We start from the raw sequence: 13,940 nt of genomic DNA, 5'->3' as shown, positions 1-13,940 counted from the left end.
CGAACCGCCTTGGCCCGGGTCTGCGCGTCGTACTTCCTCGGCATAGATGCCACCTTCCCAACGAAGGAGGTGTGCATCAAACCCGGGGTGGTTCAAGAAACAGACCGCCCGTTTGGACGCCGCGCGCTGGCTGGAAACAGTCGGCCTGTCGGAGTACGCCCGTACCAGGCCCCGCGCGCTGTCCGGCGGCCAGGCACAACGGGTCGCGCTGGCGCGTGCACTGGCGACAGACCCCGAGCTCCTGCTGCTCGACGAACCACTCGCCGCGCTGGATGCCAGCACGACCCTGCACGTCCGGGCCGAACTGGGACAGCACCTCACACGCTTCGAAGGCCGCACACTGCTCGTCACACACGACCCGCTGGACGCCATGGTCCTGGCTGACCGCCTAGTCATCATCGAGAACGGTCAGGTCGTCCAGGAAGGCAAGCCCACCGAGGTCGCCCACCGTCCGCGCACCGACTACGTAGCCCAGCTGGTCGGTCTGAACCTGTACCGCGGCAATGCGTCCGGCACCACGGTCACTCTCACCGAAGGCGGCACGATCACCCTCGCCGAGCCAGCCACCGGTCCGGTGCACGTAGCATTCCCGCCCGCAGCAGTCAGCCTCTATCCCGAGCCCCCGTCGGGCAGCCCCCGCAACACCTGGCCCGCCGTCGTCACCGGCATCGAACAGCACGCCCACACCGTCCGAGTCCGCCTGGACGCGGCCCCCGCCGGCCCCGCCGACCTCCTCGCCGACATCACCACCGCCGCGGTCGCCGACCTCCACCTCACCCCCGGCCAGCCCCTCCACGCCACCCTCAAAGCCACCGAGGTCCACACCTACCCGGTGTGAGCACGACGCATCAGTCCGGAAGTTACGGCCCGTGACGGGGTTGTCGTGGATTGACATGGTGTTACAGGCCGATTCACGCTCACAGCGCGCGGCCAGGTAACGAAGAGTGTTTACTTACTCACTCGTAGTGTGTGGGTTCTTCACACGAGAGTGATGACATCGTGCACTACGCCGACCCCCCTCCGGGCGCCCAAGATGTGGCGAGCACCAGGAAAGGGGGGTCGGACAGTCATGCACGAGAGCTACGAGTTCTACTGCCTTGCGGATCGGCGGTTCTACGAGACGCCGGCCAACCGTGGTGCCCGGCATCCGGATTTCGCGATCACGCGGCGGGCGGTGCCGGCCGGCTGGCGGCATGTGCCGGGCGAGCAGTGGATGCACTACGCGCCGGAGGACCTGCAGCTTCCGAAGCAGGGCTGGAAGATCCACGTCTCCGCGCGGCTCCAGGACGTCGAGCGGACGCTCGAGGCCGTGTGGGAGTACTGCGTCCCGCGCGGCATCGCGTTCAAGTACCTGCGCAACGAGGCCGTCCTGGTGATGGTCAACTCCAAGGCCGCTCCCCGCGGGTCGAGCGGCAAGCTGGTGACGATCTACCCGACGGACGAGGCCCAGCTCGAGCTCGTGCTGAAGGAGCTGAACGAGGTCCTCCGCGGCGTCGAAGGCCCTTACATCCTGAGCGATCTGCGCTACGCCGAAGGCCCGCTCTTCACCAGGTACGGCGCCTTCGTCAGCAGGCACTGCCTGAACGCGAACGGCGAGCGCGTGCTCGCGATCGAGGACGCCAACGGCACCCTGGTCCCGGACCACCGCGGCCCGACCTTCGTCACACCGCCGTGGATCCAGCTGCCGGACTTCCTGCAGCCGCACCTCGACGCCCGCAACGCGGTCACCACCAACGACCTCGCGTACACGATCGACGGCGTCATCCAGTTCTCCAACGGCGGCGGCGTGTACCTCGGCCACCACAACGAGACCGGCGACCGCGTCGTCCTCAAGGAGGGCCGGCCGTACGCCGGACTCGACATGTCCGGACGGGACGCGGTCGCGCGGATCGCCCACGAGCGCGACATCCTCGAGCAGCTCGCCGGTCTGGACGCCGTGCCGAAGACGCACGACTACCTCCAGCTCGGCGACCATCACTTCCTCGTGCAGGAGCACATCGACTCTGTGTCTCTGCAACGCGAGCTGGTCCGGCGGTATCCGCTGACGCACCCGGACGCGACCGAGGCCGACAAGACCCGGTACGCCGAGTGGGCGACCGCGATGATCGCCAAGGTCGGCGAGGCCGTCGGGCAGCTCCACGAGCGCGGTGTGGTGTTCTGCGACCTGCACCCGGACAACCTGCTCCTCGACGTGAACGGCAAGCTCACGCTGATCGACTTCGAGGTTGCGACCAAGGCCGAGGACCGCGCCCGCTCGACGCTCGCCCATCCCGGGTACGCCGCTCCGCAGGACCGGCAAGGCGTCGCCGTCGACCGCTATGCGCTGGCCTGTATCGCGCTCGGCGTCTACGCGCCGCAGGCAACGATTCTGCTGAATCTCCATCCCGGCAAGGCGTTCCAGCTCGCGGACATGATCGCCGAGACGTTCCCCGTACCACGCGACACGCTCGACGGCGCCGTGCGGACGATCGTCGGCGCCGGCGCGACCAACGAGCTGGACGGCATCGCACTCCCCGGTCAGGCCGGGTGGACCGACGTACGCCAAGCTCTCACGCGGGCGATCGTCGCGAGTGCGACACCTGAGCGCACCGACCGGCTGTTCCCCGGCGACATCGCGCAGTTCCGCGACGGCGGCGGCATCGACCTGGCGACCGGCGCGGCCGGTGTGCTGTACGCGCTCGCCAGGACCGGAGCAGGCCGCTTCCCGGAGTACGACGACTGGCTGCGCAAACAAGCCGTCAGCACCGAGACCGGCCCCGGGCTGTACGACGGTCTGCACGGTGTCGCCCATGTCCTCGACGAGCTGGGCTACCGGCAGGACGCGCTGGACCTGGTGGACCGGACCCTCGCCGACGACTGGAGCTCCCGCGAGCTCGGGCTGCACTCCGGCCTCGCCGGCATCGGTCTGAACCTCCTGCACTTCGACACCGAGCCGGCGCTCCGGGCGAAGGCCGTCCGGGTCCTAGACCTGGTCGCCGACCGGCTGGAGGCCGACGTACCGGAGATCAGCGGCGGGCAGCACGCGCGCGCCGGCCTGATGTACGGGTCGTCCGGCCCGGCGCTGCTCTTCCTCAACGCCTTCGAGCAGCTCGGCGACACCGGCCTGCTCGACCTCGCGGAGATCGCGATCCGGCAGGACCTCAAGCGCACCGTGCTCACCGAGGACGGCATGCGTCAGGTCAACCAGGGCTGGCGAACCCTGCCGTACCTGGAGGAAGGGTCCGCCGGCATCGCGCTCGTCCTCGAGCGGTACCTGCGCCACCGTCCGTGCGACGAGCTGAGCGCGAAGCTGCAGGAGCTGCTGCGGGTCACGCACTGCGACTACTACGTCCAGCCAGGGCTGTTCATGGGCCGCGCCGGCATCCTCCTCACTGCCGCCGCACTCGAGGACCAGGTCGACGACCTGGTGCACGGTCTCGGCTGGCACGCGATGCCGTTCGAGGGCGGTCTCGCGTTCCCGGGCAACCAGCTGCTCCGTCTCTCGATGGACCTGGCGACCGGATCGGCCGGCGTACTCCTGGCCCTGGGCACGGCGCTGCACGACGCGCCGGTGTCCCTCCCGTTCCTCGGACCTCCCCAGTGGTCCGAGTCTCCATCCCGACGATCCGCACCGAAGGAGGTGTAAAAACATGGCACTTCTCGACCTTCAGGGTCTGGAGACCCCGGGTTACGGCCACGGCGGCCACCACCACGGCGGCTCCACGCTGACCGTGCTGGGCTGCGCTTCGCAGACCCCGAGCAACCTGAGCCTGCTGCTCTGCCACTGATACGGCACCTGAATTGCCAGGTAGTGAGGCCCTGGGTGGACATACCGCCCAGGGCCGACCTGGCTGTCGGGGCTGTAGCCCCGGGCCCGCCTGCTCGTTGTGTTGGTGGGACAAGGGGAGAGAGTGAGGTGATCGACCCGTGCAGTCTTATCCATGCGCCGAGCGTCTGACGCTCGTGGAGCAGGTGCACGGTTGTGACGTCGCGGACCCGTACCGCCGGCTCGAGGACCCCACAGCCACGCAGACCCAGCGTTGGCTGCGGGACCAGGACGAGCTCTGGCTGACGTACGCCGCGTCGCTGACCAGCCGGTTCGGCTGGAAGAACCACGTCCGGCGGTTGTCGGACGTCAGCAGCGTGTCCACGCCGGTCTGGCGCGGAGACCGCTGCTTCACCCTGCGCCGCGAGGCCGGGCAGCAGCACGCCGTCCTGTACGTCGACGAGACGCCGCTGATCGATCCGAAGCAGCTCGACCCGAGCGGCCTGACCACGCTCGACGCCTGGCAGCCCTCGCCGGACGGAACCAAGCTCGCGTTCCAGCTCTCCCGCGGCGGCGACGAGCGGTCGTCGCTGAGCGTCCTCGACATCGCGAGCGGCCAGGTGGTCGACGGCCCGATCGACGGCTGCCGCTACTCGCCGGTGGCCTGGCTCCCGGACAGCGCCACCTTCTACTACGTGCGCTTCCGTCAGGTGCGCCGCCACCGCGTCGGCGACCCAGACGATCTCACGCTCCTCGCCGACGAAGCGTCGTACGGCCTGGAGATCAGCGCCGACGGCCGCTGGCTGACGATCTGTACGGCGAACGACGTGTGGCTCGCCGACCTGACCACCGACGTACCGCCGCGGCACCTCCCGCAGCCCGCCACCACGATCATGTCGGTAGCACCGGACGGCCGGCTGTACGTCGTCACCGCGCAGGACTCGCCCACCGGGCGGATCTGCGTCGGCGACCCGGCGGAGCCGACGGTCTGGCGTGACTACATCCGCCCCGACAAACCGCTGACCGGCCTCGCCATCCTCGACGACGTCGTCCTGGTCAGCACGACGGACGAGATCGCCGTGCACGAGCGCGAGAGCGGCCGGCTGCACACGACGCTGGCCCTCCCGGGCCACGGATCCGTCGGCGCTCTGAGCGCGCACGGCAACAGGGCCTGGTTCAGCTACACGGACAGCGTGACGCCGCCGACCGTGTACTGCTACGACGCCGGGAGCGACTCCACGACAGCCAGGGGCGGAGGTGGCGCGAGCGAAGCCAAGGTCCAGAAGCTGGTCACCAGATCCGGTGTCGAGTTGCACGTGATCGGTGAGCCGGGACCGCGTCCGACGCTCCTCTACGGGTACGGCGGGTTCGGGCAGTCGCTCACGCCGACGTACTCCGCCTTCGCGCTGGCCTGGGTCGAGGCAGGCGGGACGTTCGTGACGGCAACCGTCCGTGGCGACGGGAGCTCACACCACGCCGGCACACGCCACAACAAGCAGAACGTCTTCGACGACTTCATCGCCGCGGCCGAGCACCTGATCGCCGACGGCTGGACCACCGCCGACCAGCTCGCCATCTGCGGTGAATCCAACGGCGGACTGCTGACAGCGGCCGCTCTCACCCAACGCCCGGAGCTGTTCGCCGCGGCGGTCTGCTCGGCCCCGCTGACCGACATGGTCCGCTACGAGCTCTCCGGGCTGGGCGAGCGCTGGACCGGGGAGTACGGCACGGTGCAGGACGCCGACGACTTCAAGAACCTGCTCTCCTATTCGCCGTACCACCGGGTCACCGACGGCGTGAAGTACCCGGCCGTCCTGCTGACCGCCTTCGGGAACGACACCCGCGTGGATCCCTTGCATGCAAGGAAGATGTGCGCGGCGTTGCAACACGCGACGGCCGGCAGCCGGCCGGTCCTGCTGAGGTTCGAGCCGGACGCCGGACATACCACCGGCGGCATCAGCCTCGCCGCCGACATGCTCGCGTTCGTCGCCGATCAGACAGGCCTGGACCGATGATCACCTTCGGCGAGGTCGCCAAGCGTGGGCGGGGCTGGCTGCCGCTGATCGGGGTCAACGCGCTCATCGGCAGCGCCGTCACGCTCGCGCTCCCGACGGTCCTCGGCCGTTCGGTCGACTCGATCGTGGCCGGTGCCGGGTACACCCGCTGGCTCCTCGTCGCGGCCTCGCTGATCGGGCTAGGCATCGCGGCCAGCATCATCGACGCGTTCGCGGGCGCGGCGTGCGTCGCCGAGACCACGGCCTGGCTCCGTCACCGCCTGGTCCGGCACGTCGTCCGCGGCGGCCCCGGCGGTACGCGCGATTTCGAGACCGGGGACCTCGTCACCCGCGTCTCGGCCAACGCGACCGACGCCGCCCAGGCCGGGCCGGCCGCGGTGACGGCGATCGCCGCCGTCGCTCCCCCGCTCGGCAGCCTCGTCCTGCTGGCCGTGATCGACCCGTGGCTGGCCGCCGCGTTCTTCGGCGGCGTCCTGCTCGTCGTCCTCGTGCTCTGGACCTTCGCCAAGCGGACCGCCGACGTCAGCCTCGCCTATCAGGAGACCCAGGGCCGGATCGCCGCGCTGCTGTCCGAGGCGCTGACCGGCATCCGCACGATCACCGCCGCCGGTACGACGGAGCACGAAGAGCGCCGCATCCTCGGTCTGTTGCCCGAGCTGCACCGCAACGGCGTCGTCACCTGGCGGATCCTGGCCCGCTCCGGCGCGCAGGCCGCGGTCGTCGGCCCGCTGGTCCTGGTCGCGGTCCTGGCCGTCGGCGGCGTCCAGCTCGTCGGCGGCGACATCACCGCGGGCGAGCTGTTCGCCGCCTCGCAGTACGCCGTCCTCGGGGCCGGCCTCGGCAACCTGACCGGCGTGCTCGGCGAGCTCGCCCGCGCCAAGGCGGGTGTCCGGCGGTCGGCCGAGGTGATCGCGATCGAGCCCGTCGCACACGGTACGTTGCCGCTGCCGTCCGGTCCCGGGCAGCTGACGTTCGACGGCGTCAGCGTGGTCGCCGACGGGAACGTCCTGCTGGACAACGTGAATCTCGAGCTCCCGGGCGGCATCACGATCGCGGTCGTCGGCCCGAGCGGCGCCGGCAAGTCCGTGCTCGCGGCAGTCGCGGCGCGGCTGCGGGATCCGTCGACCGGCCAGGTCTCGCTCGACGGCGTACCGCTGCAGGCCGTCAGCCGGCATGCGCTGCGCAGTGCGGTCGGGTGTGCGTTCGAGCGTCCGCAGCTGGTCGGCCGGACGATCGGCGAGGCGATCGACCCGCACGCGGTCAGCCCGGTCCGCACGCTCGCGGCCGCCCGTGCCACGCATGCCCACGACTTCGTCAGCCGGCTGCCCGACGGGTACCTCACTTCGTTGCGCACGGCACCGATGTCCGGCGGCGAACGCCAGCGCCTCGGCCTGGCCCGGGCCTGGCCGGCCCGCCGGCTGCTGGTGCTCGACGACGCCACGTCGAGCCTGGACACCGCGACCGAACGCCAGATCAGCCGCACCCTCACCGAGGACCGGCACCACCGCACCCGCCTGATCGTCACCCACCGCCCCGCCACCGCGGCCCGCGCCGACCTGGTCATCTGGCTCGACCGAGGCCAGGTCCGCGCCATCGCCCCCCACGCCGACCTCTGGCACAACACCTCCTATCGAGCCGTTTTCGGATGAAACGAGAGCTGTCGTACGGCGCTGCCGCGCTGCGGTCGCGGGCCACGGTCGGGTTGATCGGGTGGTCGGTACCGGAGATCCTGCCGACGGCGGTGTACGGGATCGCGGTGGCGCGGGCGACGGACAGCTTTCTCGGTGGTCATCTGTGGCCGGGGATCGCCTGGCTGGGTGGGCTGGTTGCGACCGCCGGTCTGGGTGCGGCCGGTGCGCGTCAGGTGTACGGGCGGCTCGGTGAGCTGGTCGAGCCGTTGCGGGACGATCTGGTACGGCGGGTCGTCGGCGGCGCGCTGCGGTCCGGGGACGACGGCGCGGTCGCGCGGCTGAACCGGCAGGTCGAGATCGTCCGGGACACGTTCGCGGGCCTGGTCCTCGTGCTGCGCAGTTTCGCGGTCACGCTGTTCGGCGTACTGACCGGGTTGCTGTCGCTCGCTCCGCTCGTCGCCGCCTTCGTCGTACCGCCGTTCCTGCTGGGGTTCGCGTTGTCGCTGGCGGTGCTCGGGTTGGCGGCGGATCGCGTGCGGGCGTCGCTGACCGCGGACGAGGACCTCGCGGCCTCCGCCGGGATGGTGTTCGGCGGCGTCCGCGACATCAGCGCCGCCGGGACCGAGGAGTACGCCGAATGGCTGGCCGGCCGCCCGATCGAGGCGCACGCGGCGGCGGAGCGAGCACTGGCGAAGGTGTCCGCGCTGCGAACGCTGTGCTTCGCGGTCGGGGGCTGGTTGCCGCTGCTGATCCTGCTCGCGACCGGTCCGTGGCTGGTGGATCGCGGTGTCAGCACGGGGACTCTGCTGGGCGGACTGACCTATGTACTGATCGGTCTGCAGCCCGCGCTGAACACGGTGATGAACGCCCTCGGCGACAGCGGTCTGCGCTACGTCATCACGCTCGGCCGGATCCTCGACACGTCGACTCCGACCGATGCGCCGCGCACCGCCGACGGACCGAACGGCTACCAGGTCCGGCTGCGCGGGCTGACGTTCGCGTACGGCCCCAAGGCGGAGCCTGTGCTCGACAAGCTCGAGCTGACGATCCCCGAAGGTGAACATCTCGCCGTCGTCGGACCCAGCGGTATCGGCAAGTCCACCCTGGCAGGCCTCGTCTGCGGCATGCTGGCGCCGACCGACGGCACCCTGCTGCTCGGCGGTGCACCTCCGACCGATGTCGGCATCGAGCGACTCGCGCACACCCGGGTCCTGATCCCGCAGGAGGCCTACGTCTTCAGCGGCACCGTTCGGGACAACCTCGCCTACTTGTTGCCCGACGCAACGGATCACCAGCTCGAGCTCGCCGCGAAGACCGTCGGCGCCGAGCAGCTCGTCGAACGGCTCGGCGGCCTGCACGCGGCGGTCCGGCCGAGTGAGCTCTCGGCCGGCGAGAAGCAACTCCTCGCGCTGGTCCGCGCCTACCTGTCACCCGCGCCGCTCGTCGTCCTCGACGAGGCGACCTGTTTCCTCGACGCCGAGGCCGAGCGTCAGGCCGAGGAAGCCTTCGCCAGGCGGGAGGGAACGCTCATCGTCATCGCCCACCGGATCAGCTCGGCGCTGCGCGCCAGGCGCATCCTCGTGCTCGACGGCAACAAAGCGATGCTCGGGACGCATGTCACCCTGATGCGCACGTCCCGGATGTACCGCGACCTGCACGGCAACTGGACGCCCGGCACTCAGATCCAGCCCGCGTCCTGAGCCTTCCGGATCGCCTCGATCCGGCTGCGGGAGCCGGTCTTGGCAAGGATCCTGGACAAGTAGTTGCGCACGGTGCCCGCGCTCAGGCTGAGGGTCCGGGCGACCTCCTGCGCGGTGGCGCCGGTGGTGACCTGGCGCAGCACCTCACACTCCCGATCGGTCAGCGGGTTGTCTCCCGCCTTCAGCGCGGCCACAGCGAGCCGTACGTCGACGACGGGCAGCCCCTTCGCGACGTCGCGGACAGCCTGCACCAACTGGTCGGTCGTCGCGTCGGTCGCGATCAGGCCGATCCGCGGCGCCTGCTTCACCAGCGCCAGGCTGGTCGCGGCGATCGCCTCGTGATCGATCAGCACCAGTACGCCGCGTCCGGCGAGTTTGCGGCAGAGCTCCTCGATCCGGATCCGGCCGGGTAGCTGCGGGTCGAGCAGGAACACCTCCGGACGCCGCCCGGCCACCTGGAGGACGTCCTCCGAGCAGTCCAGCTCGGCCACCACGTCCAGGTCGTTCTCCCTTGCCAGCACCGCGGCCAGTGCACCACGCACCAACGTGCCACGATGGCCGAGAGCCACTCGGATCACCGCTTCTGCCCCCATCACCGTCCGTCGCCTCACCACCCCCAGCGGTGAAATCCAGCTGCCGGACGGCGGTTGCCCGTGTTTCGATCAACGAGTGAACGCACCGAAGGGCACGCACGAATCCACGACCTGTCCCGGCTGCGGCGCCGTGCTGCCGGGTTCACCGTGGCCCGGTACGACGAAGTACAACGCGTCCGCCGAGTGCGCGGAGGCCGCCGGCGAGCTGCTCGGCTTCGAGGTGCAGCACGCGGCCCGGCTCGGATACCTGCACCAGCTCCGGATCGACGCGTACGGCGCTCAGCACGTCGACCCCGCCGCCCCGCGGATCGGGCCGGTGTTCGCGCTCAACGGCCTCTACATGTTCCTCGAGCGCGGTTCCGGCAACCTCGACGTCCGCACCGCGCACGGGATCATGGCGAACTCGTACGACGACTGGCCACGGCTCGTCCCGCCGGCGCGCGTCGGCGAGCTCACGGCGTACGACGTGCTCACCGCGGGCGGCGTCGACGAGGTCGAGTCCGCGCTGCTCGAGTGGGCTCGCGAGGTCTGGGGGTCGTGGCCGGACGCCGACCGCGACACCATCCGCGAGCTGACCGTGCGACTGGTCCCGGAACGCTGGTTCAAGCGGTGAAAAACTGATCGGTTCCCACGCTCGGCGCTCGGCGTGTCGCAACCCGGAAACCGTTCTGTTGTTGGGGTTTCGGTAGGTCAGGCCCCGGAAAAAGTTCGGGGCAGATCGCGATCCGGGGTTGCGTTTCGGGTGAACCTCACAGAGGATGACTCAGGTCGCGTCGTTACCGTGGCGTGACCATTCGGACGCTGTCCCGTGACCTGGTCGGCGACGCGCCCGGGTGCCTCCCCCTGCACGGTGCGTTTTACCATGCCCAAGCTCACAAGGAGCGCGTTCCAGATGTCCAAGGCCCGACATGCGCGCGCCCGGCGAAGCACTCGCCGGGTGGCCCGAACCATCTCCATCGCCGGTCTGGGAGCCGGTATCACCGCCGCCGGCGCCGCTTCGGCGTTCGCGACCGACTACAAGGTCAAGTCCGGCGACACCCTCTCCGAGATCGCCCAGGCCAACGGCGCCGACTGGCACGAACTGGCCCGGATCAACAACCTGAAGGACCCCAACCTCATCCTGATCGGGCAGACCCTCACGCTCGACGGTGTGCGGAAGGCCGCCGCCGACCCGGCGCCGCGGGCCACCCAGAAGAAGGCCGAGAAGGCCGAGACGAAGAAGAGCTCGAAGACCGAGCGCAAGGCGAAGACCAGCCGGTCCGAGGACCGCCCGAAGAGCAGCGGCAAGGCCAACCTGAGCGGCGCCTGGGCGAAGGTCGCGAACTGTGAGTCCAGCGGCAACCCGCGCGCTGTGAACCCGGCCGGCTACTACGGCCTGTTCCAGTTCGACCTGCGGACCTGGCGCAGCGTCGGCGGCTCCGGCAACCCGGCGAAGGCCTCCGCGGGCGAGCAGCTGATGCGCGCGAAGAAGCTCTACGCGCAGCGCGGCGCCTCCCCGTGGCCAGTCTGCGGCAAGTACCTGCGCTGAGTCGACCCGGCCGGGCGGGCGACGGTAGACCGTCCTCCCACGCTCGTCCGGCCCACTGGACCGCTTCCCGCCCATCGTGACGGGTGAGTGCGCAACTCATCCGTGAGCGCGATGGGTCGGGAAGCACCAGACTTTCAGGCGCGGGCGATGACCAGCATCTGGTCGGCACCGACCTGGAACTCGTAGGGCACCTTGCGAATCTCGTGGGTGACGCCGTCCAGGGACTCCAGCAGTTCCGGCAGCCAGGGGATCGTTGCCCCGGCCCCCTGTTGCACCAGCGGGAAGATCCGCACCTCGGAGTTGCTGACCCGGATCAGCTCCCGCAACGCGGCCTCGTGCCAGTCCCGGTCGTACTTGCCGGCCCAGGTGAACAACAGATGTGAGCACAGCACCAGCTCGAACCGGCGATCACCGAACGGTAGGTCCGGCAGGCCCGCGGCGACGTACCGCTCCGGCGCCGCCTCGACGTCCTGCAGGAACCGGTCGGCCGCCTCGATCCGATACTGGTCCTTGCGCTCCGGCGACCCGTACCAGTGCCAGACGAAGCTCCCCTCGTGCTCGTCGACGATGCCCGACGTGGCCGGCAGGCTGCGCCGGACGCTGTCGACGAGTTCGGCATGATCCAGCTCGTACGCCGGGTCGGCGGCGATCGCGTCCACGCCGCGGGCCGCGGCCTCGGCGGTAAAGCCGGCGCCGCCCGCACAGCAGTCGAGCACGGACTCGGGGAGTTCCACCAGGTCGAACATCGCTTCGTACTCGGCGTACGAGCGCGAGGTCACCAGCACAGGTCTACCTTTCGACGGTTGTCTTCCGGCGCAGGCGGCGGTCGAGCGTGGTCGCTCCCGCCGCCAGAGCCAGGAACAGTACCGCCACCAGCAGACAGTTCAGCAAGACCCGTGCGTAGCCGTGCAGCCCGACGTCGGTGAACGGGTACGGGTAGAAGCCGACGAACTCGCCGCGGATCAGCGTGAACGCCAGCCAGAGCAGCGGATACACGATCGACCAGCCGACGATCCGCCAGTCGGTCAGTCCGCGCGGCCCGAACGCCAGCCAGCCGAGCACTCCGACGATCGGGGACACGGTGTGCAGCAGGAAGTCCGCGACCGCCGCCCAGCCGCGGAAGTCGGCCGAGCTCGCCAGCACCAGGTGGTAGACGATCCCGGTCACCGCGATGCACAGCACGCCGTTCAGCCGCAGCGTCTTGAACAGTTCGCCGCCCGACCTGCCGGGCTGCAGTGCGAGCACCAGTGCCGTGCCGCCGAGCAGCAGGTTCGACTGGATCGTGAAGTACGCGAACACGTTGAACACGCGCTCGGGGTTGTCCGTGAAGAACCCCTCGTGCCCGTTCGCGGTGACAAAGAGCTGCACGACGATCCCGCACGCCACGACCGCCGCGGTGATCGCCGCCCACACCCGCCCAACCGTCGTCATGCAGGAAATGTACGCCGAGTAACCGCCCGGGCCGTGGAGGTTATGCGGACTGCTTCTCGTCGGCGCCCTCGAAGGTGTAGCTGAAGGACACGATCGCGTCGATGACCAGCACGATCGTCCACGTCCAGGCCGGCCCGAGCGCGGCGTCGTACCCGCGGCCGGAGAGCAGACCGAGGCCGATCATGATGCCGACGCCGACGACGTACGCGAGCAGATGCCGGAACCAGCCGGCACGCTCCCGGCGGGCCCGCTCCGGCCCCTTCCTCGGCGGCTTCACCGGGCGCGGGGCACCGGCCATGTAGTGCGCGGCCCACCGGTCCGCCCACTTCAGCGTCTGGTGACCGAAGCCGACGCTGACGCCGATGAAGATCGCGGCCAGCGAGTGCTTGAACGACGGCTCCGCTCCCCGATGGATGTCCACGACACTCGCGACCAGCATCACGACGTCGACCAGCGGGACACCGGCCAGCAGGACCAGACCGGCCTTCGGCAGCCGCAGCAGGTAGCGGGCGACCAGGCCCGCGACGAGCAGGACCCAGAACCCGATCTCACACGCGGCGATGACAGCAAGCAGCACGGTTGTTCCCTCCCGAGTTTTTCAGTACGACCGTGTTGTAAAACGAGACTAACACAGCTGTGCTAAAAAGGACCACATGCCGAAGATCGTCGACCACGCCGCCCGCCGCGAGAAGATCGCCGAAGCCCTCTGGCGGGTGGTCCGCCGGGACGGGATCCGGGCCGCCTCGGTCCGCACGATCGCCGCCGAGGCCGGCTGGTCCGCGGGCGCGGTGCGGTACTACTTCCCCGACCAGGACGGCCTGCTCAGCTTCGCGATGGACCTGGTCTCGCGCCGGGTGACCGAGCGGGTCGCCGCGATCCAGCCGAAGGGCTCCGCGACCACGATCGCGCTGCGGTACCTCGAGGAGGCGCTGCCGCTGGACGCCGAGCGCCGCGCCGAGTTCGACGTCTGGATGGCATTCATGGCGCAGGCCCAGGCCGAGTCCGGCGCCGGCGGACTGCGCGCGCACGTCGACACCGTGCACGACGGCCTGCGTCACCTGTGCGAGTCACTGCTGAACGCGCTCGCCGCGGACGGCGCGCTCCAGGACGGCCTCGACGTCCGCCGGGAGGCCGAGCGGCTGCACGCCCTCATCGACGGCCTCGCACTGCACGCCGCCATCCAGCCCGATCGCACCAGCGCGGCCCGGGTCCGGCAACTGCTGCGGCATCATCTCGAGACCCTGATGGCCCGGCAGTAACCCCTTACAAACCTGGGTTTTCGGACAAGAATTGCCGA

The 13,940-nt window shown here is 70.0% G+C and carries 13 protein-coding genes; 9 read left to right on the top strand and 4 right to left on the bottom strand.

From position 1 onward, the window contains the following. Positions 1-112 precede the first annotated feature (112 nt). The 6 genes from ABZW60_RS41450 (at position 113) to ABZW60_RS41425 (ending at position 9,091) form a co-directional block, all read left to right on the top strand. Entirely contained in the window at positions 113-838 is a 726-nt protein-coding gene (locus ABZW60_RS41450; protein WP_355486171.1) for a TOBE domain-containing protein, read from the top strand. Between the two features lie 231 nt (positions 839-1,069). Then, a complete protein-coding gene (gene lanKC, locus ABZW60_RS41445; protein WP_355486170.1) occupies positions 1,070-3,625 on the top strand; it encodes a class III lanthionine synthetase LanKC in 2,556 nt (851 codons plus the stop codon). A 4-nt stretch (positions 3,626-3,629) separates the two neighbouring features. Beyond that, positions 3,630-3,767 (top strand): SapB/AmfS family lanthipeptide, encoded by a 138-nt coding sequence (locus ABZW60_RS41440; RefSeq protein ID WP_130387812.1) that lies wholly within the window; start codon positions 3,630-3,632, stop codon positions 3,765-3,767. Between the two features lie 139 nt (positions 3,768-3,906). Then, positions 3,907-5,760 carry a prolyl oligopeptidase family serine peptidase gene (locus tag ABZW60_RS41435; RefSeq protein WP_355486169.1) on the top strand — a complete coding sequence of 618 codons (1,854 nt, stop codon included), beginning with the start codon at positions 3,907-3,909 and terminating at the stop codon, positions 5,758-5,760. Next, positions 5,757-7,409 carry an ABC transporter ATP-binding protein gene (locus ABZW60_RS41430; RefSeq protein WP_355486168.1) on the top strand — a complete coding sequence of 551 codons (1,653 nt, stop codon included), beginning with the start codon at positions 5,757-5,759 and terminating at the stop codon, positions 7,407-7,409. The genes ABZW60_RS41435 and ABZW60_RS41430 overlap by 4 nt, the downstream gene beginning before the upstream one ends. Next, the gene (locus ABZW60_RS41425) at positions 7,406-9,091 is read left to right on the top strand and encodes an ABC transporter ATP-binding protein (RefSeq protein ID WP_355486167.1); all 1,686 of its coding nucleotides are present in this window, start codon (positions 7,406-7,408) and stop codon (positions 9,089-9,091) included. The genes ABZW60_RS41430 and ABZW60_RS41425 overlap by 4 nt, the downstream gene beginning before the upstream one ends. Here ABZW60_RS41425 and ABZW60_RS41420 read toward each other — a convergent pair. Continuing rightward, entirely contained in the window at positions 9,070-9,633 is a 564-nt protein-coding gene (locus ABZW60_RS41420) for a response regulator transcription factor (protein ID WP_355486172.1), read from the bottom strand. The two genes, ABZW60_RS41425 and ABZW60_RS41420, sit on opposite strands and share 22 nt — an antisense overlap. Before the next feature lie 127 nt (positions 9,634-9,760). Between ABZW60_RS41420 and ABZW60_RS41415 the strand changes: the two genes are divergently transcribed. Further along, positions 9,761-10,297 (top strand): DUF5946 family protein, encoded by a 537-nt coding sequence (locus ABZW60_RS41415; RefSeq protein ID WP_355486166.1) that lies wholly within the window; start codon positions 9,761-9,763, stop codon positions 10,295-10,297. Between the two features lie 279 nt (positions 10,298-10,576). Continuing rightward, positions 10,577-11,212: a transglycosylase family protein gene (locus ABZW60_RS41410; RefSeq protein WP_355486165.1), complete on the top strand. Its 636-nt coding sequence runs from the start codon at positions 10,577-10,579 to the stop codon at positions 11,210-11,212. A gap of 134 nt (positions 11,213-11,346) precedes the next feature. On the opposite strand, the gene ABZW60_RS41405 is transcribed toward ABZW60_RS41410, so the two are convergent. The 3 genes from ABZW60_RS41405 to ABZW60_RS41395 are packed head-to-tail and all read right to left on the bottom strand — an operon-like array spanning position 11,347 to position 13,220. Next, positions 11,347-11,997 carry a class I SAM-dependent methyltransferase gene (locus ABZW60_RS41405; RefSeq protein WP_355486164.1) on the bottom strand — a complete coding sequence of 217 codons (651 nt, stop codon included), beginning with the start codon at positions 11,995-11,997 and terminating at the stop codon, positions 11,347-11,349. A gap of 4 nt (positions 11,998-12,001) precedes the next feature. Continuing rightward, positions 12,002-12,643, bottom strand: a complete 642-nt coding sequence (locus tag ABZW60_RS41400; protein ID WP_355486163.1) for a Pr6Pr family membrane protein — start codon at positions 12,641-12,643, stop codon at positions 12,002-12,004. A gap of 40 nt (positions 12,644-12,683) precedes the next feature. Beyond that, positions 12,684-13,220, bottom strand: a complete 537-nt coding sequence (locus ABZW60_RS41395; protein ID WP_355486162.1) for a 2TM domain-containing protein — start codon at positions 13,218-13,220, stop codon at positions 12,684-12,686. 76 nt (positions 13,221-13,296) lie between these two features. On the opposite strand from ABZW60_RS41395, the gene ABZW60_RS41390 reads away from it, so the two are divergent. Further along, positions 13,297-13,902 (top strand): TetR family transcriptional regulator C-terminal domain-containing protein, encoded by a 606-nt coding sequence (locus tag ABZW60_RS41390; protein ID WP_355486161.1) that lies wholly within the window; start codon positions 13,297-13,299, stop codon positions 13,900-13,902. Positions 13,903-13,940 lie beyond the last annotated feature (38 nt).

It is taken from the genome of Kribbella sp. NPDC003557 (assembly GCF_040610805.1).
Lineage (GTDB): Bacteria > Actinomycetota > Actinomycetes > Propionibacteriales > Kribbellaceae > Kribbella.
This window is presented reverse-complemented; position numbering and strand designations above follow the sequence as displayed.